The organism is Mycobacterium nebraskense, from assembly GCF_002102255.1.
GTDB classification, from domain to species: domain Bacteria; phylum Actinomycetota; class Actinomycetes; order Mycobacteriales; family Mycobacteriaceae; genus Mycobacterium; species Mycobacterium nebraskense.
Genome location: NZ_LQPH01000173.1, coordinates 132105 through 157687, shown reverse-complemented (window position 1 = coordinate 157687; position 25583 = coordinate 132105). Strand labels below are relative to the sequence as shown.

The following is a 25583-nucleotide window of genomic DNA, read 5'->3' as shown; positions in this document are numbered from 1 at the left end:
CTCCTAATGGGTTGTTTCGCCGACGAGTTGTCCGGCTACGAGTTGTGCGTAATGACCGCCCGCGGCCATCAGTTCGTGGTGGCGGCCCGCCTCGACGACCCGGCCCGCGTCCATCACCACGATGTGGTCGGCGTCGATCACGGTGGCCAGTCGATGTGCGATCACGATGACTGTGCATCCGAGCGCGGCGATGTTGGCGTGGACGTTGGCCTCGGTGACGGTGTCGAGACTGCTGGTCGCTTCGTCGAGCAACAGGATCCGTGGCCGGGGGGCGAGCGCACGTGCCAGGGCAAGCCGTTGGCGTTGACCGCCCGACAGCGAGGCGCCCGCGTCGACGAGCGGTGTGTCGAAACCCATTGGCATCGCACGGATGTCCTCGGCGACGCCGGCCAGCTCTGCTGCCGACTCGAGCCGGTCCAGCGGCAGGCTGGGGTTGCCCAGCACCAGGTTGTCGCGAATCGGCAGCCCGAAGATGTAGGGATCCTGGGTCACCACTCCGATTTGGGAGCGCACGCTGCGCGGGTGCAGGGTGGCGAGGTCCACGTCGTCGAGCAGGACGCGTCCCTCCGAGGGCGAGTAGAGGCCCAGCAGCAGCCGGCCCAGCGTGGATTTGCCCGAGCCGGAACGCCCCACGATGGCCAGGACCTGTCCCGGCTGCACCTCGAGGCTGGCGCCATCGACGACCGGTGGGCCGTGGGGGGTGTAGCGGAAGGTGAGCCGCTCGGCGCGTACCGATCCGGTGAGTTCGGGTGCATGTCGTAGCTCGCGCCCCGCCGTTTCGGTGGGGGTGTTGAACACGTCGTCAAGGCGGGCCAGGTAGCTGCCGAGCAGCTGCACCTGCAGCGCGGTGGCGACCAAGATGCCAAGTGGCTCAAGGAATCCCGTCGCCAGCGCAGCCAGGGCAAGCATGGTGCCCAGCGAGAGCTTTCCGCTGGACGTCAGGTCGGCGCCGACCAGCAGCACCGCGATGGGGGACAACAGCGCCAGGCCGTGGATTGCGGTCGACACCAAGGCCTCGAGGCGCCCGCGGCGCAGCGAGACGTTCAGTTCGGCGATGAACAGGTTGGTCCAGTGCGACACCGCGCGACGCTCTGCGCCGGCCGCCTTGAGCGTTTCGACGGCGGAGAACATCTCGTAGGCATAGGACTGGGAGCGGGCTTCGGTGGCCAGTGCTTCGCCCATCAGGTGTTGGTTGCGGCGGCGCGCCGCCAGCAGAACGGCGACCTGGGCGGCGCCCAGCGCGGAGACGAGAAGTCCCAGAGCCGGCGACAGGGCGAATATGACAACCAGATAGAGGGTGGCCAGCGTGCCGTCGAGCAGCGCGGAGATGGTGCCCGTGGTCAGGATCTCGCGGACCGTGGCGTTGCTGCGCAGTCGCATCATCAGGTCTCCCGAAGCGCGCTTCAGGAAGAACGCGTACGGCAGGTCCACCAGGTGCTCGAGGAAGTCGAGCGTCATGTCGACGTCCAGGCGGCTGCGCAGCCGCAACAGCAAGTGCGCGCGCAGATACGTCGCGAGCACCGAATAGACGATCAGCGCGGCCATCACCGCGGCCAGCACTTTCAGCAAGTGGCTGTCGTCGTTGGGCACAACCCGATCGACAATCACGCCGGTCAGCACCGGCACCGCCAGCGCCATCACCCGCACCACCACCGAAGTGGCCAGCACGTGGGCGATTCCGTTCGATCGGGCCAGCAGGCGCCGCGCGTGATGGAGCGCGCCGGGGGCTCTCCGTCCGCCCGTCGCGAAACTGTCGCTGGGCTCCAGCATGATCGCGACGCCGCTGTAGAGATCGTTGACCGCGTCCCAGCTGAGCCGGTAGCGACCGGCGGCCGGATCGACAATGGTCACACCACGCCGCGATGTCGAGTCGATAACGACGAAATGCGCAGCACCCCAATGTAATACGGTGCCACGAGGCAGGGCCCGCAGATCATCGAGTTCGGTGGCCACCCCGCGGGCACGCAACCCGAACGAGGACGCGGCTTCGGCAAGGCGCAAGGCGTCGACACCGTCGCGCCCGGTCCCGGTGGCCTCGTGCGTCTCGGCAAGCGAAACGTGGCGGCCGTGGTAGCCGAGCGCCATGGCAAGCGCAGCTGCACCGCAGTCGGCCATCTCGGCCTGCGCGATATACGGGATCGCGCGCCCGCGCCCCTTCACCGGAGCCTCGGCAGCAACGTGCTGATCAGCCGCTGCCGTCCCTGTGGAACAACAAGTTCACCGGACGGCGCCGAAACGGGCCGGTCCAACTCGGCCTTCACCTCGGTCGCGGTCACGTCGACGACGACCGCGCCGTGCGTTGTGCCGGAAGCATCCCGAAATTGGACGGCAGCACCCCGGGCAGGTGGTATGCCGCCGCCACGGCTCGCCGTGACAGTCATGCCTTGCGTGACGGCCGGCAGCGCCTCGGTCTGCGCAATGCTGACCGTGCCGGCGGTCAGAGCGCCGGCTGCCAACAGCACACCGAGCATGACGAGTCCCGCCTCGGTCCGCTCCTGCTGCTTGATCAGTTCACCGGGGCGGCTCGCCGCGGACTGGCGGTCGCGCCATCGCTCACGAAACACTGACTCGTGATGGATCTCGCCGTCGTCGCCATTTCGCTCGGTTTTCATCCGTCGCTCCTACCTGCCGGTCGGTCCCAGAAGGGCCACTCTCACGGGTAGGAGCTCCAGCGGCGCGAAACGGTGACACATTTCGGGGATGCTCGGTAGCGAACCAAGTAGTGCGGTATCCATGACAGCCGGTCGCCATGGCGTGATGATCGGATGATGACCGATACAGCCGGGACAGACCGACCGACGCCGGACGTCGACGTCGTCGTAGTGGGCGCAGGTATCGCAGGCCTCTATCTCGCCTATCGCCTCAGCCGCGCCGGATATCGATTTCGCGTATTCGAGGCGGCCGACGACATCGGCGGCACGTGGTACTGGAACCGGTATCCGGGCGCCCGGGTCGACGTGCCGAGCGTCGACTACATGTTCAGCTTCGATCCCGACTGGCGGCGTGACTGGCAGTGGTCGGAGAAGTACGCCACCCAGCCGGAGATCCTGCGTTATCTGAACCATGTCGCCGACAAGCACGACCTGCGCCGCCACATCACCTTCTCGACGCGGGTCCAGCAGGCACGCTGGGACGACGATGCGTCGCTATGGCGTGTGCGGACAGACGGCGGCGACGTCACCTCGCGTTTCGTCGTGATGGCCACGGGCTGTCTCTCCATGCCCAAGCCGGCCGAGATCGACGGACTCGAGCGGTTCGCCGGTGAGGTCTACTTCACCAACCGCTGGCCACACGAGCGGGTCGATTTCACGGGTAAGCGGGTGGCAGTGATCGGCACGGGTTCTTCTGGCGTTCAATCGATTCCGGTCATCGCCCAGGAAGCGCGAGAGCTGGTGGTGTTTCAGCGCACGCCGAATTTTTCGATCCCGGCGCGCAATGGTCCGTTGTCGCCCGAGAAGCTCGCGCAACTCGCGAATGAGTCGGAATACCGCGCGGCGGCGCGGGTGTCGTGGGGCGGCATTCCAGGGGAACGCAGCATCGTCCCGACATTCAGCGTCTCGGAGTCCGAACGACAAGAACGCTTTGAGCGCGCGTGGGAGGGTGGCCTGCTGTTCGACACGTTCACTGTTTTCGCCGACGTGTTGAGCAATCCCGCGGCCAACCACGAGTTCGCCGAGTTCTTCCGGAACAAGATCCGCTCCATCGTCGACGATCCTCAGACGGCGGCCGATCTGTGCCCAACCGATCACCCCATCGGGACGAAACGGCCCTGCCTGGACACGAACTATTACGCCACTTACAACCTGCCGCACGTGCGCCTGGTAAACGTCCGGAAACATCCGATCCGACAGGTCACGGAAACCGGCATCGATACCGCCGACGAGTCGTGCACCTTCGACGCGATCGTCTTCGCCACCGGTTTCGACGCCGTGACGGGTGCGATAACGGCCGTCGACTTCAGGGGCCGTAACGACTTGTCGCTGAAGGACAAATGGGCGAACGGGCCGCAGACTTACCTCGGGTTGACCACGGTCGGCTTTCCCAATCTGTTTTTCATCACCGGTCCTGGGAGTCCCTCGGTGCTGTCGAATATGGCCGTGTCGATCGAAACGCATGCGGATTGGGTGCTCGATTGCCTCGGTTACCTGAGTGCGGGCGGCTTCGATGTCATCGAGCCCACCGAGATGGCCGAGGCCGGGTGGACTCAACACGTCAACGACTGCGCCGACATCACCCTCTACCCGGCCGCGAACTCCTGGTACATGGGCGCCAATGTGCCGGGCAAGCCACGGGTTTTCCTGCCCTACTGCGCGGGCGTCGACTTCTATCACCTCAGCTGCGACGAGGTGGTCGCCCGCGATTACTTGGGCTTCCGGCTGTCTGGTCCCGACGGGTCGCGGTGCACCGACGGAGTGGTGCGCCGGTTGCAACCGGACGTCGAGATGGTCCTCATGGAGGCGGCGGCGCTGGATCTGCCGCCGATGGAATCGATGCCCGTGGCGGATGCCCGTGCGTTCTACGCGCAGATGTTAGAGGCTCTGCCGCCGGGACCGGACGTCGGCGAGATCGTCGACGGTGTGCTGCCAGGCGCCGCAGGCGATTTGGCATACCGGCTTTACCGGCCGCCGACCCCGGGCCCGCACCCGATCGTCGTGTATTTCCATGGCGGCGGCTATGTTCTGGGCGAGGCCATCTCGGATGATCCGCTGTGCCGGGACCTTTGCGTGCGCAGCGGCGCGGCGCTCATCTCGGTGGACTACCGGCATGCGCCCGAGCACCGCTTCCCTGCGGCGGTCGATGACGGCATGGCCGCGGTGCGGTGGGTCGCCGACAACGCCCGGGCGCTCGGCGGCATACCGGGGGAGCTCGCGGTGTGCGGCTGGAGTGCGGGCGGCGGGATCGCGGCGGTGGTATGCCAGCTAGCGCGGGACCTGGGCGGACCGAACATCGTCGGGCAGGTGTTGTTGGCGCCGTGCACGTCCGGCGATACGGCGCGCGCATCCTTCGCCGAGAATGCGGACGGCTATGGGCTGACGACGCCTTTGATGCAGTGGTTCTACGACCACTACATCGACGTGGCGGATCGCAGTGATCCCCGCTTCGCGCCCTTGCTTGCCGCCGATCTGTCCGGGCTGCCGCCGGCGATCGTCGTCACGGCGGAGTTCGATCCCGTGCGTGACGACGGCGAGGCGTACGCCGCCGCGCTCAAAGCGGCCGGCGTCCCGACGAAGTATGTCTGCGCGCGCGGCCACACCCACCAGTCGCTGGCGATGGTCGACGTGGTCATCTCAGGCGCACCGGTACGCGCGCAGATGGCGGACGCCCTGCGCCGATTCTTCGCGGAGACAAGGGTTTCGCAGCCAGCGCCGTAACGGCTGAGCAGCACAGAAAGGATTCGGCAAGGATGGTCACGACGCGTGCGGAAGCGGCGGAGTACGTCAAGGATGCGGGAGGATTGAAGCTTGTGATATTCGGGGCCGATGGGCACGAGGTCGCAGCGATGTTCGTGCAAGGGTCGGTGACTTATGACCCGGAGGAAGCGACTTTCATTGCAGTCGCTGAGGACGGTCACTCGGTTGGCGAACTGTTCGTGGATGAATCGGTCGACTATGACGAGAGCATAGACGCGTTCGTCATCCGCACGGCGCGATAGTCACGGCGAGTGGTGCCCCAACAGTGGGGTCACAGGCTTTTCAGCACGGCGTATGAGGGATCGGTGCGGTCGCGCCTGCCGTCGTTGCGCGGGACCATCTCGGTGACTTCCCGGATTTCGTCGAAGTCGAACAAAGTCAGACGTTTGTCGATGCGCCACTGTCCATCCCGCCGCGACCACTCGTCGAGGTAGCGGCCCCAAACCCTGATCTGCATGACCTTGTCGTCCTGCATCAACCGTGTCGCGGAATGGAAATACGTTTCACTGCCCGCGCGGTCGCCGTCCAGGGCGATGATGCTGTTGCAGACCTGATGTGAATGGCTGAGGGCCAACAGATGCGCGGCGCAGATGAAATCGATCACACCGCGTCCGTCGCCCCGGTACAGCGAATCGCCGTAGTCGACTGTCGCGTCCTCGTGAAATACCGAGTGCCCCAGCGGAATGTCTAGCCGATCCACTGCGCGGCAATAGCGGTAGATCTGCTCTGTGATCGCCTGCCGGTCGAGCAGATCGCGCATCTCGGCCGGATCGATCGCCGTTTGCTGCCCCGTTTTGGCCATTCGTCAATATAGCGCTGAAGAATTCGCGCCGAGCGGGCAATCGGTGCCGGACTTGGGGCCCTCGCGTTGACGCGGCGATTACCGTCCGGCTAGGCGCTGTGTAGTAGATGATGTGCCGATGAACACCTCGACGGTGGCATTCGACCCGTTCTCTGCGGAGTTCTTCGACGACCCTTACCCGATCTATCGGCGGCTGCGTGATGAAGCGCCGGTGTACCACAGCGAGCAGCTCAACTTTTATGCGTTGAGTCGCCACGAAGACGTCGCAGCGGCATTCAAGGATTTCGAGACGTACTCGTCCGCAAGGGGAGTCACGTTGGACCAGGTCTCGACCGGCGAAGTCGTCAAGGAACCGTTGGTCCAATTCCTGGACCCACCGGCGCATCGTCGGATGCGTGGTCTGGTCAACAAAGTCTTTACGCCGCGAGCCGTCCTGGCGCAGGAGCCGATCGTCCGCGCGACGATCGAACGGTATTTCTCCAATCTCGACCCCAACACGTTCGACGTGGTCGCCGACTTCTCCGCCTATTTCCCAGTCGAGGTGATCACCACGATGCTCGGGGTGCCGGAGGAGGACCGCCAATCCGTAAGGCACTACCAGGATCTGGTGATGGGGCGCGAAGCGGGTACAACTGCGATCACCGAGGCGGGAAAGGACGCGATTACGAAAAACAGCCTCCTGTACTACGACCTCATTCAACAACGCCGCGTTGAACCCCGCGACGACATGATCAGCGCGCTGCTCGCTGCGGAAGTGGACCGCGACGACGGTAGCCAAACCAAACTCGACGACGTCGAGATCGTCGGCTTTTGTATGTTGCTGGGCGGCGCGGGCGCAGAGACCGTCACCAAGCTCGTTGGAAGTGCGATGGTGATTCTTGCGCAGCATCAAGACTAATGGAAGCAACTTCGCGCCGACCGCACCAAGATCTCAGACGCTGTCGAGGAGGTGCTGCGCTTCGACGGCCCGGTGCAGTACGACTGCCGCTATAGCCTCAAAGAGGTGCAGCTGCACGGTGTCACAATCCCCGCGCATAAGCCGGTGATGCTGCTTCCCGCTTCAGCGAATCGCGATGAACGGGCCTTTGCCGATCCCGACACCTTCAATATCAACCGGGACCGTGCCGAAGCGCAGAACCTCGGATTTGGTTATGGCATTCACAGCTGTCTCGGCGCGGCCTTGGCCCGGATGGAAAGCAAGATCGCCCTCGACCACTTGCTTGACCTTCTGCCCTGGTTTGAAGTCGCCACGGACAAGCTCCGGCGGGTGTCCATGACCAATGTCAACGGTTACGCCAACGTGCCGGTCAGGATATGTCGATAGATCCCCGACAAGCTGCCCTGAGCAACAGTTGATTTGTCGGCTGCCTCACGTGTGAGTTCGCCACCGCTCCGCAGGCCGCGTTGTCGCCAGGCGGTAGCGTCTTGATCGTGAGTCGCGCGGCCTTGGACAAGGACCCCCGGGATGTCGCGTCGATGTTCGACGGCGTCGCCCGGCGCTATGACGTGACCAACACCGTGCTGTCACTGGGACAGGATCGGTACTGGCGGAAAGCCACTCGGTCGGCGCTGGCGATCGGACCCGGCCAGCGGGTGCTGGACCTGGCCGCGGGCACCGCGGTATCCACCGTCGAGTTGAGGAAATCGGGGGCGTGGTGCGTGGCAGCCGATTTCTCGGTCGGGATGCTCGCGGCGGGTGCCGCGCGCAACGTGCCGAAAGTCGGCGCCGACGCAACCCGGCTGCCGTTCGGCGACGACGTATTCGACGCTGTCACAATCAGTTTCGGGTTGCGCAACGTCGTCAATCCCCAGGCGGCGCTGCGCGAGATGGCGCGCGTCACCCGGCCGGGTGGCCGATTGGTGGTGTGCGAATTCTCCACGCCCACCAACGCGCTGTTCGCCACTGCCTACAAGGAGTACTTGATGCGGGCGCTGCCGCGGGTGGCGCGCGCGGTGTCCAGCAACCCCGACGCCTACGTCTATCTCGCGGAGTCGATCAGGGCGTGGCCCGACCAGGCGAGCCTGGCGCACGAGATCTCACGCGCCGGATGGGCGGCGGTGCGGTGGCGCAACCTGACCGGCGGCATCGTCGCCTTACACGCGGGATACAAGCCCCTGCGTTGAGAACGACCCAGACCTAGTGAGCGCCCGCGCGCTGCACGAAGCCGACCTGGTCGGGGCAGTAGTGGTCAACCGCGGCACCGAGGAATTGGAACGCCTGGCCCTGGGTGGTGCCCCGCGGCAGGTTGTGCTGAATGAAGTTGGCCGACTTGTACGGGTCGCCGTCCACGCCCCTGCCGATCCGCTCGCAGGTGATCTTGCCCAGCCACGCGAGCTGGTCCTGCGGCTGGTAGATGCCGAAGCCGTTGACGGTGTTCTTGAACGGCGCGTCGTAGTCGCTGGACGGCGGCGGCGAGGCCAGCGCTGGCGCAGCCAGCGCGATGGCGGCGGCGGCCAGCCCGCCAATAGTAGCCAGCTTCGTTCCCCTCATTAGCCGGACTATACACCTCTCATCCGGGGCGCGCGGAAAATTCCCAACCGCCGCAACCAGGCCGGTAGGCTCGTTTGCGCACGTCAATGGCGGTGCTCAGTCGTGTCAGCTGAACGGCACTCGCCGATCGAGCAGCCGGGACAGCCGCCCGCCCCCCCGCCAGGCTCGCGCCACCCAGTCGGCGTCGTCGTCGGTCACCAAGTTGGCCATCACCCGCACGGCGATCGTCATCAGCCTCGGGGAGCGCATCGCGATCGGTCCCGTCGCGGGCAAGAAACGCTGAAAGGTCAGTAGCAAGGCCAGCCTGCGCGCGACCGAGAACCCCCGGCCGTAGTGCTGCTGCAGCAGCGACGGCCACACCTGCGACAGGTCGCGGCGATCCAGCAGCTCGGCGGCCAGCCGACCCGTCTCCAGCCCGTAGTCGATGCCCTCGCCGTTCAAGGGGTTGACGCAGGCCGCGGCGTCGCCGATCAGGATCCAGTTGGGTCCGGCCACCCCGGACACCGCGCCGCCCATCGGCAGCAGCGCCGATGACACGGCCCGCGGCGGCCCGGTGAAGCCCCACTCGTCGCGGTGCAGGTCGGTGTAGTAGTTGATCAGCGGTCGCAGCGCCAGATCGGCGGGCCGTTTCGACGTCGACAATGCCCCGACGCCGATGTTCACCTCGCCGTTGCCGAGCGGGAAGATCCAGCCGTAGCCGGGCAACACCGCGCCGTCGGGGGAGCGCAGCTCAAGATGCGACGTCAGCCACGGGTCTTCGGCGCGAGGAGTGGCCAGATACCCACGGGCCGCGACGCCGTACACCGTCTCCTGATGCCAACGCCGGCCCAGTTTGCGGCCCAGCGAGGACCTGGCCCCGTCGGCCACGATCAACTGCCGGCAACCCACCTCCGTGCCGTCGGCCAACGTCAGCGATACCACTCGTCTGGACGCGTCATGATGCACCGCAACGGCTTTCGTCCCCAACATCATGCGCGCCCCGGAATCCTCGGCGACCTTGCGGATCCGGTCGTCCAACTCCAGTCGGGCCACCGCGCTGCCGGTCGAGGGAAACGACGGGCCCGGCCAGTCGACCTCCACCTCGCCGCCGAACCCGCTCATCCGCAAGCCCCGATGCCTGATGCGGGTGTCCAGCCAATCGCCCAGTCCGAGGCGTTCACACTCGGCGACCGCCCGCGGGGTCAGCCCGTCACCGCACGCCTTGTCCCGGGGAAAGCTGGCGGAGTCGATGACCAGCACGTCGTTGCCCGCGCGCGCGGCCCATGCGGCGGCCGCCGAACCGGCAGGTCCGGCGCCCACGACCACCAGGTCGGCTCGGGTCGCTCCCCTCTCCATGTACACCAGTATGTTTGTTCGCGTGAGGACTCCGGCGACGGTGGTGGCGGGCGTTGACTTCGGCGACGCCGCCTTCGCGGCGACCGTGCGCGACGGTGTTGGGCGAATCGAGCAGCTCATGGACACCGAGCTGCGCAGCGCCGACGACGTGATGACCGACTCGCTGACGCACCTGTTCAAGGCCGGGGGCAAGCGATTCCGGCCGCTGTTCACCGTGCTGTCCGCCCAGATCGGACCGAACCCCGGCGCGCACGAGGTGACCATCGCCGGCGCGGTCATCGAGCTGGTGCACCTGGCCACGCTCTACCACGATGACGTCATGGACGAGGCGGAGGTCCGCCGCGGCGCGCCCACCGCGAACGTCCGCTGGGGGAACAACGTCGCGATCCTCGCCGGGGACTACTTGTTTGCCACGGCGTCGCGGCTGGTGTCGCGGCTGGGGCCGGAGGCGGTGCGGCTGATCGCCGAGACGTTCGCCCAGCTGGTGACGGGGCAGATGCGCGAGACGCGTGGCCTGACGGGAGCGGCCGAAGGGGCGGACCCGATCGAGCACTACCTGAAGGTGGTCTACGAGAAGACCGCCTGCCTGATCGCCGCGGCGGGCCGGTTCGGCGCCATGTTCTCGGGCGCCGACGCCGAGCAGGTCGAGCGGCTCAGCCGTCTTGGCGGCATCGTGGGCACCGCCTTCCAGATCTCCGACGACATCATCGACATCGACAGCGACTCGCACGAGTCCGGCAAGCTGCCCGGCACCGACGTCCGCGAGGGTGTGCACACCCTGCCGATGGTCTACGCCCTGCGGGACCCGGGGCCCGGCGCCGCGCGGCTGCGCGAGCTGCTGGCCGGGCCCATCGACGACGACGCGGCGGTGGCCGAGGCGTTGGCGCTGTTGCGGGTGTCCCCGGGCATGGCGAAGGCCAAGCGCACGTTGGCGGAATATGCGGCCCAGGCACGCGACGAGCTGGCCCTTTTGCCCGACGTCCCTGGCCGGTACGCGCTGCAAACGCTGGTCGACTACACCATCAGCCGGCACGGCTAGAAACCCTGCGGAACCCAACGGGCCATCTCGGGCGTTCAATTGGCTGTAGTAGCCAATTCCTGAGTGTTCGCGTAGGAGGGACACCGATGACCTGGCATCCCCATGCCAACAGGGCCAAGACCTTCGTCCTGTTGGTCGGTATGTCCGCGTTGATCGTGTTTGTCGGCTCGCTGTTCGGCAGGACCGCCATGTTCCTGGCGGTGCTGTTCGCCGTCGGGATGAATATCTACACGTACTACAACAGCGACAAGCTCGCGCTGCGGGCGATGCACGCACAACCGGTGTCCGAACTGCAGGCGCCAATGATGTACCGGATCGTGCGTGAGCTCGCCACCACCGCGCACCAGCCGATGCCCCGGCTCTACATCAGCGACACCAACGCGCCCAATGCGTTCGCGACCGGCCGCAACCCACGCAATGCCGCCGTGTGCTGCACCACCGGCATTTTGGAGATCCTCAATGAGCGTGAGCTGCGCGCGGTGCTGGGACACGAGCTGTCCCACGTCTACAACCGCGACATCCTGATTTCCTGCATCGCCGGCGCGATGGCGTCGATCATCACCGCCCTGGCCAACATGGCCATGTGGGCGGGCATGTTCGGCGGTAACCGGGACGGCGAGAATCCCTTTGCGCTGCTGCTGGTTTCGTTGTTGGGCCCGATCGCCGCCACAGTGGTGCGGTTGGCGGTGTCCCGGTCGCGTGAGTACCAGGCGGACGAATCGGGCGCGTTGTTGACCGGCGACCCGCTGGCCCTGGCATCGGCCCTGCGCAAGATCTCGGGCGGTGTTCAGGCCGCCCCGCTGCCGCCGGAGCCGCAGCTGGCCAGCCAGGCGCACCTGATGATCGCCAACCCGTTCCGCGCGGGCGAGCGAATCGGGTCGCTGTTCTCGACGCACCCGCCGATCGAGGACCGTATCCGCCGGCTGGAGGCGATGGCGCGGGGTTAGGTATTCCCCCGCTATCGGCGCTCTCTGCAAGGATGTGTGCGTTGCCGATTTTGATATCGCCCGCGCTATCAAATTCGGCGCGAGCCATATGGTCCGGAGGGCCGCGCGTCCCTGGGGATGAGTGACTCCCGATTTTGGTGTCGCCCGTGCTATCAAATCCCGCGTGATGCGCTACACCTATCGCGCCCAGTGGTTGCCCGACTACAACGAGTACCTGGGCGTGTGTATCGAATTGCCCTACATGAGGCGCGAAGCGCCGACCGCCCCACAAGCCGTGGCCGCCATTGAGGAGGCCGTCCAGGAGCACGTGGAGGTCCTGCGTGCCTCCGGAGAGTCAGCTCCAGAACCGCTTTCCGAACGCCGCTATAGCGGGAAATTCATCGTCAGAACGTCGCCGGAGCTGCATGCCCGCCTCGCGCTGGAAGCCACCGAGCAGGGCGTGCCGATGAACCAGTGGATAGTTCAGAAGCTCAGCGGCAGGGTGCCGAGCAGCACCTTCGGGCTCTCCGGGTTCGACTAGGCGGCCGGCCCTCAATCAAGCAGCGGCCTCGGGCCTTTCGGGTTCGATGTGCTCACTTGCGTTCTTGCGAGCGGAATGCCCCGTCTCGAACCTTCCCTGGATGCGGACCGTGCCGCCGTTCGCCTCGTGCTGGCGCTGCCAGTCGCTGATCGCCTGATGCGCCGCGTGATCCAGGTAGTGCACCGAAACATCAACGGTGACAACGGTTCCGGCGGGGATTGATGCCAGCACGCGCGTGAGCCGCGGGAGCGCCAGGAACGTGCACGCCGCACCCTCGATGACCACTTGCCACTCGTTGTCGACGGGCTTGGCCTCGACCCTGGCCCGGATCACCCGCCAACCGGTCAGCGCGATGGCCAGCGCGAGCCCGATCAGCACCCCGTGCAGCAGGTTGAGGAAGACGACGCTGACCGCGGTCACGACGTAGACGGCGAGATCGCCGTGCTTCATCGCGGTTTCGACGTGGGCGGGCTTGAGCAGCTGAACGCCGATGACGATGAGCAGCCCGGCAAGTGCGGCAGTGGGGATCTCCTCGACCAGCTCGGCGAACGGGATGGTGAACAACAGGATCCACAAGCCGTGCAAAAAGGCCGAGGCGCGCGATTTGGCACCCGCGTTGACGTTGGTTGAGCTACGGACGATGACACCGGTGATCGGCAGCCCGCCGATGCTGCCCGACACGATGTTGGCGGTGCCCTGTCCGACCAACTCCCGGTCGAAGTCGGTGCGCGGCCCGTTGTGCATCCGGTCGACCGACACCGCTGACAGCAGGCTCTCGACGCTCGCGATGAGCGCGACCGTGATCACCCCGATCGCAACCGCACCCCAGTTGCCGTGCGGGATGTCGGGCAGCTGCAACGCGTCCAGCGGTGACCCCTCGAGGTCGATCCGGCGCACATGGAAGGGAAAGACGACCGAAATCAGGGTCACCGCCACGATGGCGACCAATGGGCCCGGAATGCGGCGCACCTTGGCGGGAACCCACCGCCAGGCGACGAGGATGACGATCACAAGTACGCCGAGGATGACCCCGGGCCGATGCGCGCCGATGATCTGACCCGGCAGCCCGATGAGGTTGTGCCAGGCCGTGCTCTTGGATTTTCCGCCCAGCAACACGTGCGCTTGCTGCAGCGCGATCGTGATGCCGATGCCGGCCAGCATGGCGTGCACGACCACCGGTGAGATCGCCAGGACCGCCCGCGCGACGCGGCTGAGTCCCAACAGCACCTGCAGGACGCCCGCGGCGACGGTGATCAAACAGGTTACGCCCCAACCGAAGTCGGAGATCAAGTCGGCGACCACGACTGTCAGCCCGGCCGCCGGGCCGCTGACCTGCAGCGGCGACCCGCCGATGGCGCCGACGACGATGCCCCCGACGATCGCGGCGATGAGGCCGGCGAGCACCGGTGCGTTGGAAGCGATCGCGATCCCCAAGGACAACGGGAGCGCGACCAGGAAAACGACAAGCGACGCAGGCAGGTCGTGCCGGATGATCGATCGGACCCGGTCCTTGCGTGAGTCTTTGCCCTTGACGTGAGGTTGATTGCCGAGCTGTTCGATGTGTTGCATCGGTCGCGTCCCTCGTTAGGTGTTTGCGGGGGATGTTCCGATATCCGCCCCTATTGCGCTGTATTACGTCGGCGTAAACTCTTGGCGCACAAACGGTTACGACCCGGCCGTACCCACAGGGGCATGGCCGGGAATCCCTGGCTGCCTCATAGACGGTATTTTGCTGGCAAACCCCGGTCAAGCGGACGGGCCCGGCCCATATGGAATGCAAAGATTTGAATTCCGCGGCGGCAGACGGCCAGGTCAGAACCCCGAACCGTAGACCTCGTGGCCCGGGACCTCGGCGATCAGGCCGCGATAGGCCTGCTCGACGGACGATCCGTGGTTGATCACCGCGTCTACCTCGCGGGCGATCGGCATGCTCAGACCGAACTCGTTGGCGAACTCCATGATCACGCTGGCGGCTTTGACGCCCTCGGCAACCTGGTTCATGGAAGCGATGATCTCGTCGATCGGCTTGCCGGCGCCCAGCTGTTCACCCACGTGGCGGTTGCGGCTGCGCTGGCTGGTGCAGGTCACGATGAGATCGCCCAGGCCGGCCAGTCCGGGGAAGGTATCGGGGTTGCCGCCCAGGGCGACGCCGAGCTTCGTCATCTCACGCAGCGCGCGGGCGATCACCAGCGCGCGGGTGTTTTCCCCGATGCCCAGGGAGTAGCCCATGCCTACCGAGATGGCGTAGACGTTTTTCAGCGCGCCGGCCATCTCCACCCCGATGACGTCGTCGGTGGTGTACACGCGGAAACGCCGGGTGCGGAACAATCCCGACAGCCGGGTCGCCAGATGCTGGTCGGGCATGGCCAGCACCGCCGCGGCGGCGTAGCCCTCGCCGACCTCGCGCGCGATGTTGGGCCCCGCCAGGATGCCCGCCGGATGGCCGGGCAGTATCTCCTCGATGATCTGCGACATCCGCATGTTGGTGCCCTGCTCGAGCCCCTTGACCAGTGACACCACCGGCACCCATGGCCGCAGTTCCTTGGCCAGCTCGGTCAGCACGCCCCGGAAGCCATGCGAGGGAACGCCCATCACCACGACGTCGGCGGAGTTCGCCGCCTCGGCGAAGTCGGTGGTGGCGCGCAAGGTGTCGCTCAACACCACGTCGTTGCCGAGATAGCGGCTGTTGCGGTGCTTCTCGTTGATGTCGCTTGCGGTCTCCTCCGAGCGAACCCACTGCAGCGTCGGTCCGCGGCGCGCGCAGATGGACGCCACCGTGGTTCCCCAGGAACCCCCACCGAGGACAACGACTTTGGGTTCGCGCTTCTCAGCTGCCATGGCGATCAGCGTATTGCCGACACCTCACATTTAGTAGCAGTTCACGTACTTCCGGTCGCGCCGGCGACGCTCAACCCGCCAGCGGTGCCCGGTCGGACGCCCGGCCGAACACCATCGCCTCCTCGATGCGGTCGAAGCGGTAGTCGATGGCGTCGGCGAGGTAGTTCTGCCGCACGTTCCACGGCCGCTTGGTTCCCGATTTCGGCAGCGCATGCACCGACCGCAGCACGTAGCCGGCGTTGATGTCCCATGACGGCTTCTCGGTCATCGGCTCGTTGCCGCGATGCGGGTAGGCGTGCGTATAGCCGTGAGAGGTCATGTGCGCCAGCAGCTTTGCGGTGGCCCGGGCGGTGATGTCGGCGCGCAGCGTCCACGACGCGTTGGTGTAGCCGACGCACCAGAACAAGTTGGGCACGTCTTCGAGCATGTGCGCCTTGTAGACGAAGCGGTCATTCGTCTTGATCTCGTTGCCGTCCAGGCTGATCGCGGTCCCGCCGAGCGCCTGCAGTTGCAGGCCGGTGGCGGTGACGATGATGTCGGCGTCGAGGTGTCCGCCGGATTTGAGGGCGATACCGCCTCTGTCGAAATGGTCGATGTGGTCGGTGACCACGTCGGCGCGGCCGGCGGCGATGGCGCTATACAGGTCGGCGTCGGGGATCAGGCACATGCGCTGGTCCCACGGGTTGTAGCGCGGCTTGAAGTGGGTGTCGACGTCGTAACCCTCGGGCAGGCTGCTGATCGCCTTGCGCCGCAGCAGCCACCGCACCAACCCCGGCGCCTTGCGGGACAGGGCGAAGAACACCGCCTCGGTCAGCGCGCTGTACATCCGGACGACGAGATGAGCCAGGTTGCGGGGCAGCACTTTTCGCGCGACGGCGGCGACCTTGCCGTACTTGGACGCCGAGATGAGATAGGTGGGCGAGCGTTGCAGCATGGTCACTTTGGCGGCCCGCTCCGACAGCGAAGGGAGCAGCGTGACCGCGGTGGCGCCGCTGCCGATCACCACGATCTTCTTGCCGGTGTAGTCCAAGTCTTCCGGCCAGTGCTGCGGATGCACCACGGTGCCGCCGAACGTTTCGATGCCCGGGAACTCGGGGGTGTACCCCTCGTCGTAGTTGTAGTAGCCGCTGCCGAAGAACAGGAATCGGCCGCGGTAAAGCTTCCGCGCCCCGTCCTGCTCGACGGTCACCGTCCAGGTGTCGGCGGACGAGTCCCAGTCGGCCGAGCGGACGTAGCTGTTGAATCGGATGTGGCGATCGATGCCGTACTTGCGCGCGGTGGCGGCCAGGTACTCGCGGATGTGGACACCGTCGGCCACGCCCTCCTTTCGGGTCCACGGCTCGAACGGGAAGGACAGCGTGAAGATGCTGCTGTCCGAGCGCACCCCGGGGTAGCGGAACAGGTCCCACGTGCCGCCGATCTGCGCGCGCCGCTCCAGGATGGTGTAGGTCAGCTGCGGATTGCGCTCGCCGATCCGGTAGGCCGCGTCGATGCCGGAGATGCCGGCGCCGACGATGATGACGTCGGAGTAGTCGGCCTCGGTCGGCGTCTGGCCGGCGGCTTCCTGGGGAGTCACGGTCATCGTGAACCTCGCTCACATCGTGGGACTGGTCACTACATTAGGCACCCACCGGTTGGCCGGGCCAGTGATCGTCATAACGGCTCCATCAGCACGTCGACGTGCAGCGGCGCGCACCGGTCGATCAGCCAGATCTGGTCGGCGGGGCTGGCGAAGATACGCGCATGCGACGGGTCCTGGCTGAACGCCTTGCCGCACCTGTCGCCGAAGAAGACGTAGGCCTTGGTGTCGTTGCATTGCCGCGACATCCACACCAGCCCGTCCAGCCCGGCGCCGTGAGCGGCTTCGGCCCAGCGCACCGTCGCGTCGTAGCTGGAGGCCGGGCCCGACGTGAGCTCGGCGGCGGTGACCTTGAGGCGCCGCAGCCCGGTGCCGTGCAGCACGCCCAGGCGCACGGTTCGGGTCACTTCCAGCCGGACGAGCACTTTGTCCGCGTATTGGTCGTAGGGGAGCAGGCCGCCGTCGGCGGGGATGTCGTGCAGCAGCGTCTCGGCGATGGCCGCGTCCTCGGTGTCGGCGGCGTACATGATCGGCACGACCGGGTCGCCGAAGAAACCGAAGCGGGTGCGGGCGCCGATGCCGGGGTTGAAGTCGGTGGCGGTTCGCGTCGCCGACAGCACCCGGTAGAGCGGGTGTCCCGCCGGCAAGGTGGCGGTGGCCGGTTCGAACGGGTCCGGTGGTCGCCTCACCACGAGACGGCCAGGGCCTCCGCTGCGACCGCGACGACGCGGTCCGGATCGGTGGCGAGGCGGTCCACGGGCCGCTCCCCGTCCAGATAGGTGGTGGGCGAGCAGAGCCATTGCACCAGCCCGGCCTCCGACCAGCCGTTGCCCTCCGCGACCTCGCGCAGCCGGGCGATGACCGCCAGCGGTTTCCCGTCCGGGCCGAACTGGAACCCGGGATAGGCGAGGTAGTTGCCGCGTCGCACGGCGACCAGCGCCTTACCGCGGTGGGCGGTGGTGGCCAGGTTGCGCGGCGCGCTGGACCGCGACCCCATCCGTTTCCCGGCCTCGGTGCTGCTCAGCATCCCGAACTCGGCCTCGATGCGGGCGTACAGGTTCTGCTCGGCCTGCACCGCCCGCGCCACGGCGGGCTCGGTGTACACGGCGACCGACGACAACGCGACGCCCACCGCGTGGGCGCTTGCGCGGACACGCTCGTGCGCGGTGGTCAGCTCGGCGACGGTGATCATAGGGATCGCTCCAAAGTTCGGTTCGTGCAGTTCATTCTACTGCACGAACCGCACGCACGCCTGCCGGCGACGCGCGCTACCGGTAATTGACGAACTGCAGCGCGACGTCCAGGTCGGCCTGCTTCAGCATCGCGATGACGGCCTGCAGGTCGTCGCGCTTTTTGCTGGTGACGCGGATCTCGTCGCCCTGGATCTGCGTCTTGACGCCCTTGGGCCCGTCGTCGCGGATCAGCTTGGTGATCTTCTTGGCGTGCTCGCTGTCGATGCCCTGCTTGAGGGTGCCGCTGACCTTGTAGGTTTTGCCGGACGCCTGAGGTTCGCCGGCGTCGAAGGCCTTCATCGAGATGTCGCGCCGGATGAGTTTCTCCTTGAAGACGTCGACGGCGGCCTTGACGCGTTCCTCGGTGGACGACGTCAGCTCGATAGCCTCGTCGCCCTTCCACGCGATCGTGGTGTCGGTGCCGCGGAAGTCGAAGCGGGTGGCCAGTTCCTTGGCGGCCTGGTTGAGTGCGTTGTCGACCTCTTGGCGCTCGACTTTGCTGACAATGTCGAACGATGAGTCCGCCATTCGATCCGTCCCTTCATCCGGTGATGGCCGTTTGTGCTTTGTCTACCCCCTCGTTGTAACCTGTCTGGCGGCAGGTTGCCCGAGCGGCCAATGGGAGCGGACTGTAAATCCGTCGCGAAAGCTTCACAGGTTCGAATCCTGTACCTGCCACCAAGGTTCCGTCAGAGCGAAGGCTTCACCCGCTCAAGCGTTGTGGCGACGCCGCTTTCGGCTCGTCGTCGATTTTGACGTCGCGCCCGGCGCCCGCCGACACGGTCGCGGCCTCGCCGCGGGCCAGGCCCACCGTCGCGACGATCACCAGCACCGCCGCCACCGCCAGCACAACCCAGTCCGCGCCGCGGGCGTCCAACGTCTCGCCGAGCACGGTGATCCCAAGCACCGCGCCCACGATGGGCTTGGCGGCGATGATCGTCGGCAGCGAGGCGGTCAAAGCGCCGGCGCGATAGGCCGATTGATGGAAGATCATCCCGGCCGCTCCGCAGAACACCCAGCCGTACACCTCGGGTCTGGTCCACAACTGATCGGGGTTGTGTTCGAGGATGTCGACGACGCCCTTCATCAGCACCGCGAACACCGCCAATAGCGAACCGGCGACCGCCGCGAGCAGCAGCGCGGCGACAGGGCGGTCCGACCAGATCCGGGCGCCCAGCAAACCGAGCAGCAGCGGCGGGCCCATCGCGACGGCCACGATCAGCCAGACCTGGGCCGGCGCCCGCTCCTGGCCGCCGGTCGGATCGCCGACGGCGATGACGACCACCAACGCCGCGGTCAGCAACACCGCCCACGTCCATTCCCCGCGGGTGACAGGGTGCCGGCTCATCCGCGCATAGACCGGCAACGCGAACAGCAACGCGGTCACCTGCAGCGACATCACCAACAGCACCGAGCCCTTGTCCAGGGCCGCAGCGAGCAGGCAGTAACTGGCGATGTCTCCGAGACCGCCCATCCACCAACGCCTATCGCGCAACAGCATGCCGAACAGCGCCAGGTGGCCGACCGGTTTGTCGGTGACCTCCTGCGCGGACCGCTGACGGACCACGTTGCCGATCGCCGACGCCAGCGCGGCGCACAGCGCAAGGATCGCCGCCATATCAGTCCTCGACATGGATGACCTCCTCGCGCCGCAAGCGCGTCACTGACTTGTCACTAATCTAATCGAGCTACGGCAAATCGACCGCCCGGGCGTGGCTTCAGAGCGGGAACTCGGTACCCGTGAGCTGCTCGGAAAGCTCCCACAGCGCCGCGGCGGTGCCCGCCCGCTTGGCCGGCCAGTTACGCCAGGTCGGCTGGGTGCGGCCATACAGACCGAAGCGCGGGCCGACGAAGGTGTCGCCCGGCAGATCCTGCGACACCGCGTACAGCGTCTGCCGGGCGCCGAAGTCGGCGTCGGTGGACACGATGCGGTCGACCGCCAATACCGCCGCATCGCCCAGTTTTCGCCCGGAGTTGCCCTGCAGGTTCGTGTGCGACCAGCCGGGGTGGGCGGCCAGCGCGCGCAGGGAAGAGCCGGCGGTATCCAGGCGCCGCTGCAGTTCGCTGGTGAACAGCAGGTTGGCAAGCTTGGACTGGCTGTAGGCCAGCCACGCCGAATACGGGCGCGACCGCCAGTTCAGGTCTTTGAGGCTGATGTAGCCGAAGTGGTGCATCAGCGACGACACCGTCACCACCCGGTCGGTGAGCCTGCGCAGCAGCAGGTTGGTCAAGGCGAAGTGGCCGAGGTGATTGGTGCCGATCTGGCCCTCGAAGCCGTCGGCCGTCACCGCGTGTTTGGTGGCCATGATGCCGGCGTTGTTGACCAGCACGTCGACCGTGCCGATCTTGTCGGCGAAGCGCCGCACCGAGCCCAGGTCCTGCAGGTCGAGCTGGCGCACCTCGACGTCACCGGTCATCCGCTCGGCGGCGACCTTGCCCTTCTCCGTGTTGCGCACCGCCAGCACGACGTGGGCGCCGACCCGCGCCAATTCGCGGGCGGTGACCTCGCCGAGTCCGGCGTTGGCCCCGGTGATCACGACGGTGCGTCCGGCGAACGAGGGCAGGTCTGCTGCGGTCCAACCAGGCATGCAGCCCACCCTAATTACGCGATCTCGCGCACCAGAACGCCGCAGGTATCGTGCGTGGGATGGCCGGCGGAACCTCACCTGGACCCCACGGATGTATCTAGGCGTCATCGTCAATCCGCTCGCGCGCAGGAATCGCCGCGGGCGAGGCGACCGTGTCGCCGAGTTGCGCCGCATCGTCGGCCCGTGGGGAGAGGTGCACGAAACCGCTTCGATCGAGGACCTCGGCAAGACCCTGGACCGGCTCCATCCGCGGGTCACTCACCTCGTCGGGGACGGCGGCGACGGTGCGCTGCACTGGTTGATCAACGAGATCGAGCGGTGCGAAAGCGATCCGCAACGCTGGCCGACATTCGTGCCCACCAACGGGGGCAGCGTCAACGCGGTCGCCCGCAAGGCGCGGGTGCGTGGGCGGCCCGATGCCATCATCCGGGCGCTGGCGGCCGCCGCGGCGGCGGATCGGCCCCCGCCCGAGATGCGCCTCGACACCTTGCAACTCGACGGCGAAACCGCGGACGGCGCCCCGTTCCATCGCCTCTGTTTCGGGCTGGCCGCCGGCGGTGTCGGAAACCGGTTCTACGACATGTACTACGGAAAGCCCGACCATGGCCGGGGGGAAGTCGCTCGGGTGATCGGCCGCTCGTTTCGCGACTATCTCGCGTCCAAGGTCGGCCGCTCGCGGAACTCCAATTACGCGTCCGTGCTGTTCGCCCCGACGCGCGCCCGGGTCGTCATCGACGGTGAGGAGGTTCCGACGCGGACACACCGGCTGCTGCACGCCGGCGCCATCGACCTGCGGATCGGGGGCCCGTTCCGACTTTTCCCGAAGGCCGAAAATCCCGGTGCGCTGCACTTCCAGGCCGGCGAGGTGCGACCCTCGAGCATCGTCGTGCAGCTGCCCGCGGCACTCACCAACGGCACGGTCCATGGTCGTCGGGTACGCGACGTCAACGGCCGCGAGATGATCATCGAAGCCGAGGGGGAACCGCTCTCGCCGATCATCGACGGCGAGAGGTTCGTCGGTATCACCAGGCTGGTGGCCCGCGCCGGCCCGCTCATCCGTGTCGCCCGGACCCGCTGACTCCGTATCTCAGTAGATCAGCATCGCCGACGGGGTGACCCGTGGCGGAACTTGGTCCGAGCCCGCGCGGGCAGACGCGAGATTCGAAAACCGCTTCGGGCTCGTTTATGCCCTTTTGCGGTGCGCCTACGCAATAGCGCCTGAATTGCATCTGGTTTTCGCGATCGACAATTCATGATTACCGCAAATTCGCAAATCAGTATTCACGCGGTTGCGGAGTGCGACTAGATCAAAGCCGCTGCTCACCCGTGGTCATGAAGTACTGAAGTCCGTAGTTCCGCCCTCGTCGGCACTAAATGTGGCATGGCGGATAAGTCGATGCTGTGAAATTAATGTGCAGTGCCACAAAAAGATCTCAAAGGCTTTGCTTGACGCCTATCAGCGGAGTTACATTAGACGTTATCGATTGATGCGGAACTTCTTAGCGCTCATAGTGAACCTGGAAGGGGGTGGCTCCTGCCATGGAGACGCTCATTGATTATCTGCACATGTGGGAAGCCCGGACGCCGGACAAGACCCTCTTCCGCTTCGTGGACGACGACTGCCGCGAGCTCGAGCGCTACACCTACGAGAGTTTCGCCGAGCGGACGCGCGAGCTGGCGGCCTACCTGTCCGCCGAGGCCGGGCTCAAGCCGGGGGATCGCGCGCTGCTGGTCTACCCGCCGAGCCTGGAGATGGTGGCCGCGTTCTACGCCTGCGCACGCATCGGAGTGATCGCCGTTCCGGTGAGCCCCCCGCTGCCCATGTCGTTCGAAGCGGGGCTGGCCAAGCTGGGCTACATCGCGCGGGATTGCCAGGCCAAGGCGGTGCTGTCGACCAAGGAGTTCGAATACAACTTCCGCTTGCTGCTCGGTAACCGACAGGGCGCAATGCCGTGGCCGGACGCCGAGCGGCTTCCCGAATTGCCGTGGGTGGCGACGGATGGCACGCGAGACTACGGCGGCCCGCCCGTGGCCGACACGCCCGGCCGGGTGCTCTTCCTGCAGTACACCTCCGGGTCCACCAGCGATCCCAAGGGCGTGATCGTCAGCCACGCCAACGTCATCGCCAACGCCGCGGCCGCCACGGGCCACCCGGTGGCGGTCAGCTGGCTGCCGCAGCACCACGACATGGGCCTGATCTCCGCTTACTTGTTCGTAGTAGTGCTCGGTGGGACCACGCATGGGATGTCACCGCTCGACTTCCTCAAGAGGCCGTCGGCCTGGCTGCGGCTCGTCAGCGAAGTGCGCGCCACCGACACGCCGGTGCCGAACTTCGCGCTCGAGTACTGTGTGCGCGAAGACAAGCTGCCCGCGTCCGAGCTGGACGGGATTGACCTGAGCAGTCTGGAAACCATATTTGTCGGCGCGGAGCCTCTCCGGGCAAAGACCTTCGCACGCTTCCGGCAGCGCTTTGCTCCCTACGGTCTGCGGCCCGAAGCGCTGACCGGCGCTTACGGTTTGGCCGAAAATACCCTGGGTGTGACCGGACGAGGACGCCAGACTCTGACGCTGAACAAGCGAGCGCTGGAGAAAAACCTTGTGCGGGTCGAAAAGATCCGGGCCGAGAACAAGAACCAGGCCGCAGTGGTCAGCTGCGGCAAGTCCGTGGCCGGCAACGTGATCCGCATCGTCGATCCCAAAACGAGGCAGGCCCTGGGGGAGGGGCGAATCGGCGAGATTTGGCTGAACGGCCCGTCCAAGGGCGGCGGCTACTGGCACCGCCCCGATGTCACCGCTGAGACCTTCGGCGCCCGGATCAAAGGCGATGACGAACACACCTATCTGCGAACGGGCGACCTCGGCTTCCTCTACGAGGGTGAACTGTTCTGCTGCGGGCGGACCAAGGACCTGATCATCGTCCGCGGCGTCAACTGCTACCCGTCGGACATCGAGGCCGTCGTTGAGCGCTCGGCCGCGCAGGTCCGTCACGGCTGCGTCGCCGCGTTCTCGGTCGAGCCCGAGGACGAGGAAGTGTTGGTCGTCGTCGCCGAGGTGCGCGACGAAAACGACCTGCCGGACGCCAAGGCGCTCGCGCGTGCGATCCGCCGGCATGGCCACATCGATCCGCACACCCTCGTGTTCGTGCCGGCGCGCAGCATCCCCAAGACCACCTCGGGGAAGATCAGGCGCGCCGAGACCCGCCAGCTCTGGCTGGACGGGAAGCTCCCCGTGCTGGCGAGCTGGGTCCAGAAAACCCACGGAGGGCCGGACGCCGGCACGGGTCCCCTCGGTCGTTTCCGCCACCTCATCGAGAGCTACGACCTCACCGGGCAGGAGGACTGCTCCTTCGCCGATCTCGGCATCGACTCGCTGGCCCTGGCCGAGCTCCGTTCGGACCTGCAGGCCCTACTGGAAGAACATGGCGCCGGAGAGCTGGCCGAGGAGGTCAACACCCGTCTCCTGCAGCGCCTGACGGTCGCCGAGTTCTTCCGTCTCATGCGGCAGTTCGGTGAGGGGTCGGGGCAGCCGCTGGATGCACTACGTCAGGCGCTGGACCAGATTTCGGCCGAGTACGAGGCGTACGAGTTCGCGCGGATGCGGGCCGACGCGCAGCTTCCCCTGCCGGCGCTGCCGCCGGCGCGGTCGGGCGCGCACAGCGACATCCTGCTGACGGGCGCGACCGGCTTCCTGGGGCCGTTCCTGGTCAGCAGCCTGCTCGGCCGGACGTCGCACACCGTCCACGCGCTGATTCGCGCCACGGACTCCGCGCACGGGCTGGACCGGATCGTCGCGTCGCTGCGCAAGGCCCGGCTGTGGTCCCCGGCTCTCGACGCCGAGGTCCGCGAGCGGGTGCGCGTGGTCTGCGGTGACCTCGCCGAGCCGCAGCTCGGCCTCGGTGAGGCGGAATTCCAGCGTCTGGCCGAGAGCGTCGACGCCATCGTCCACAACGGCGCCCTCGTCAACTACGTGAGAACCTACGACGCCCTGCGGCCCGCCAACGTGATCGGGACGCACGAGCTGCTGCGCCTGGCCATGACCGCGCACCGCAAGACCTTCCACCTGGTATCCAGCACCTTCATCTACGGGTGGAGCGTCAAGCCGGTGGTCGGGGAGTCCGACGCGAACCCGGAGATGAACGCCCTGGACTTCGGCTACTCGCAGACCAAGTGGGTCGCCGAGCAGTTGGCCTTCGCCGCCCAGCGGCAGGGGCTCGACGTGCGCATCTTCCGGCCCTCGTTGATCTCACCGACCAGCGCGGGCTTCGGCAGCCAGGACGACATCCTGGTGCGCACCTTGGCGTTCATGATCGAGCACGGCGTCGCCGCCGACGCGCTCAACCAGCTCAGCCTGCTGCCGGCGGACCTGATCGCCGATCACATCGTCGCGCTGATGGACCTGCCGGCCGATGATGCCGTCTACGGTCATGTTTTTAATATGACCGCCGACGACTACTACAACCTGACCGACATCACCCGGGTCCTGTCCGAGCGCTACGGCTACCGCTTCGTCTACCGCGACATCCCGTCGTTCGCCGCCGAGATGAACCGTCGATGCACGCCGCGGGACCCGATCTACCCGCTGGTCGATTTCCTAACCCGCTCGGCGGACAAGATCGCGGCGATGCGGGACAAGCGCTACGGCAACACCCAATACCAACGTGCGCGCGCGCTGGCCACGGTCCGCCTGCGTGAGCCGGCGCTCACCGAGACGGTCGAGAATCTCGTCCGGTTCTTGCGGAGTGAGCGCCTGATCACCGAGGCTGAGGCCGAGGCGCAACGCAGCGCCTAGCGACTCAAGGGGG

The 25583-nt window shown here is 66.6% G+C and carries 21 protein-coding genes, 1 tRNA gene and 1 pseudogene; 10 read left to right on the top strand and 13 right to left on the bottom strand.

Annotation, left to right across the window (positions count from 1 at the left end; all coding sequences use genetic code 11):
• Positions 1 to 3 precede the first annotated feature (3 nt).
• A complete protein-coding gene (locus tag AWC17_RS27970; protein WP_046182720.1) occupies positions 4 to 2160 on the bottom strand; it encodes a peptidase domain-containing ABC transporter in 2157 nt (718 codons plus the stop codon).
• A complete protein-coding gene (locus tag AWC17_RS27965) occupies positions 2157 to 2612 on the bottom strand; it encodes a hypothetical protein (protein WP_046182721.1) in 456 nt (151 codons plus the stop codon). The genes AWC17_RS27970 and AWC17_RS27965 overlap by 4 nt, the downstream gene beginning before the upstream one ends.
• A gap of 156 nt (positions 2613 to 2768) precedes the next feature.
• On the opposite strand from AWC17_RS27965, the gene AWC17_RS27960 reads away from it, so the two are divergent.
• Positions 2769 to 5372: a flavin-containing monooxygenase gene (locus AWC17_RS27960; protein ID WP_082122908.1), complete on the top strand. Its 2604-nt coding sequence runs from the start codon at positions 2769 to 2771 to the stop codon at positions 5370 to 5372.
• 32 nt (positions 5373 to 5404) lie between these two features.
• Positions 5405 to 5653 carry a hypothetical protein gene (locus tag AWC17_RS27955; RefSeq protein ID WP_046182723.1) on the top strand — a complete coding sequence of 83 codons (249 nt, stop codon included), beginning with the start codon at positions 5405 to 5407 and terminating at the stop codon, positions 5651 to 5653.
• Between the two features lie 29 nt (positions 5654 to 5682).
• Here AWC17_RS27955 and AWC17_RS27950 read toward each other — a convergent pair whose 3' ends face one another.
• Positions 5683 to 6213, bottom strand: a complete 531-nt coding sequence (locus AWC17_RS27950) for a nuclear transport factor 2 family protein (protein WP_046182724.1) — start codon at positions 6211 to 6213, stop codon at positions 5683 to 5685.
• 118 nt (positions 6214 to 6331) lie between these two features.
• On the opposite strand from AWC17_RS27950, the pseudogene AWC17_RS27945 reads away from it, so the two are divergent.
• A pseudogene (locus tag AWC17_RS27945) lies at positions 6332 to 7537 on the top strand (cytochrome P450).
• Positions 7538 to 7644: 107 nt separating this feature from the next.
• Entirely contained in the window at positions 7645 to 8337 is a 693-nt protein-coding gene (locus tag AWC17_RS27940; protein WP_046182735.1) for a demethylmenaquinone methyltransferase, read from the top strand.
• A 13-nt stretch (positions 8338 to 8350) separates the two neighbouring features.
• On the opposite strand, the gene AWC17_RS27935 is transcribed toward AWC17_RS27940, so the two are convergent.
• Positions 8351 to 8704: a DUF732 domain-containing protein gene (locus AWC17_RS27935; protein ID WP_046182725.1), complete on the bottom strand. Its 354-nt coding sequence runs from the start codon at positions 8702 to 8704 to the stop codon at positions 8351 to 8353.
• Between the two features lie 105 nt (positions 8705 to 8809).
• Entirely contained in the window at positions 8810 to 10039 is a 1230-nt protein-coding gene (menJ, locus tag AWC17_RS27930) for a menaquinone reductase (RefSeq protein ID WP_046182726.1), read from the bottom strand.
• A gap of 22 nt (positions 10040 to 10061) precedes the next feature.
• On the opposite strand from menJ, the gene grcC1 reads away from it, so the two are divergent.
• The 3 genes from grcC1 to AWC17_RS27915 all read left to right on the top strand — a co-directional run bounded on the left by grcC1 (position 10062) and on the right by AWC17_RS27915 (position 12545).
• On the top strand, positions 10062 to 11078 hold the full coding sequence (gene grcC1, locus AWC17_RS27925) for a nonaprenyl/(2E,6E)-farnesyl/geranylgeranyl diphosphat synthase (protein ID WP_046182736.1): 1017 nt from the start codon (positions 10062 to 10064) through the stop codon (positions 11076 to 11078).
• Positions 11079 to 11164: 86 nt separating this feature from the next.
• Entirely contained in the window at positions 11165 to 12025 is an 861-nt protein-coding gene (gene htpX, locus AWC17_RS27920; protein ID WP_046182727.1) for a zinc metalloprotease HtpX, read from the top strand.
• Between the two features lie 163 nt (positions 12026 to 12188).
• Entirely contained in the window at positions 12189 to 12545 is a 357-nt protein-coding gene (locus tag AWC17_RS27915) for a type II toxin-antitoxin system HicB family antitoxin (RefSeq protein WP_141224840.1), read from the top strand.
• 15 nt (positions 12546 to 12560) lie between these two features.
• On the opposite strand, the gene AWC17_RS27910 is transcribed toward AWC17_RS27915, so the two are convergent.
• From AWC17_RS27910 to AWC17_RS27890, 6 genes are all read right to left on the bottom strand, one after another.
• Complete coding sequence (locus AWC17_RS27910) at positions 12561 to 14114, bottom strand: SulP family inorganic anion transporter (protein WP_046182729.1); 1554 nt, start codon at positions 14112 to 14114, stop codon at positions 12561 to 12563.
• A gap of 243 nt (positions 14115 to 14357) precedes the next feature.
• The gene (locus AWC17_RS27905) at positions 14358 to 15383 is read right to left on the bottom strand and encodes an NAD(P)H-dependent glycerol-3-phosphate dehydrogenase (RefSeq protein WP_046182730.1); all 1026 of its coding nucleotides are present in this window, start codon (positions 15381 to 15383) and stop codon (positions 14358 to 14360) included.
• A gap of 70 nt (positions 15384 to 15453) precedes the next feature.
• On the bottom strand, positions 15454 to 16965 hold the full coding sequence (locus tag AWC17_RS27900; protein WP_046182731.1) for a flavin-containing monooxygenase: 1512 nt from the start codon (positions 16963 to 16965) through the stop codon (positions 15454 to 15456).
• A 71-nt stretch (positions 16966 to 17036) separates the two neighbouring features.
• The gene (locus AWC17_RS27895; protein WP_167385656.1) at positions 17037 to 17651 is read right to left on the bottom strand and encodes an RES family NAD+ phosphorylase; all 615 of its coding nucleotides are present in this window, start codon (positions 17649 to 17651) and stop codon (positions 17037 to 17039) included.
• Complete coding sequence (locus tag AWC17_RS32335; protein WP_046182732.1) at positions 17648 to 18154, bottom strand: DUF2384 domain-containing protein; 507 nt, start codon at positions 18152 to 18154, stop codon at positions 17648 to 17650. Before AWC17_RS32335 ends, AWC17_RS27895 begins: the two co-directional genes overlap by 4 nt.
• A 76-nt stretch (positions 18155 to 18230) precedes the next feature.
• Positions 18231 to 18722, bottom strand: a complete 492-nt coding sequence (locus tag AWC17_RS27890; protein ID WP_046182733.1) for a YajQ family cyclic di-GMP-binding protein — start codon at positions 18720 to 18722, stop codon at positions 18231 to 18233.
• A gap of 69 nt (positions 18723 to 18791) precedes the next feature.
• On the opposite strand from AWC17_RS27890, the gene AWC17_RS27885 reads away from it, so the two are divergent.
• Positions 18792 to 18875 (top strand) — tRNA-Tyr (locus AWC17_RS27885).
• Positions 18876 to 18897: 22 nt separating this feature from the next.
• On the opposite strand, the gene AWC17_RS27880 is transcribed toward AWC17_RS27885, so the two are convergent.
• Both AWC17_RS27880 and AWC17_RS27875 read right to left on the bottom strand, forming a co-directional pair.
• Positions 18898 to 19827, bottom strand: a complete 930-nt coding sequence (locus AWC17_RS27880) for a DMT family transporter (RefSeq protein WP_047323011.1) — start codon at positions 19825 to 19827, stop codon at positions 18898 to 18900.
• Positions 19828 to 19912: 85 nt separating this feature from the next.
• Positions 19913 to 20782, bottom strand: a complete 870-nt coding sequence (locus AWC17_RS27875; protein ID WP_046186455.1) for an oxidoreductase — start codon at positions 20780 to 20782, stop codon at positions 19913 to 19915.
• 91 nt (positions 20783 to 20873) lie between these two features.
• Between AWC17_RS27875 and AWC17_RS27870 the strand changes: the two genes are divergently transcribed.
• Entirely contained in the window at positions 20874 to 21860 is a 987-nt protein-coding gene (locus AWC17_RS27870) for a diacylglycerol kinase family protein (RefSeq protein ID WP_046186454.1), read from the top strand.
• Positions 21861 to 22321: 461 nt separating this feature from the next.
• A complete protein-coding gene (locus AWC17_RS27865; RefSeq protein WP_047323013.1) occupies positions 22322 to 25570 on the top strand; it encodes a thioester reductase domain-containing protein in 3249 nt (1082 codons plus the stop codon).
• Positions 25571 to 25583: the final 13 nt, after the last annotated feature.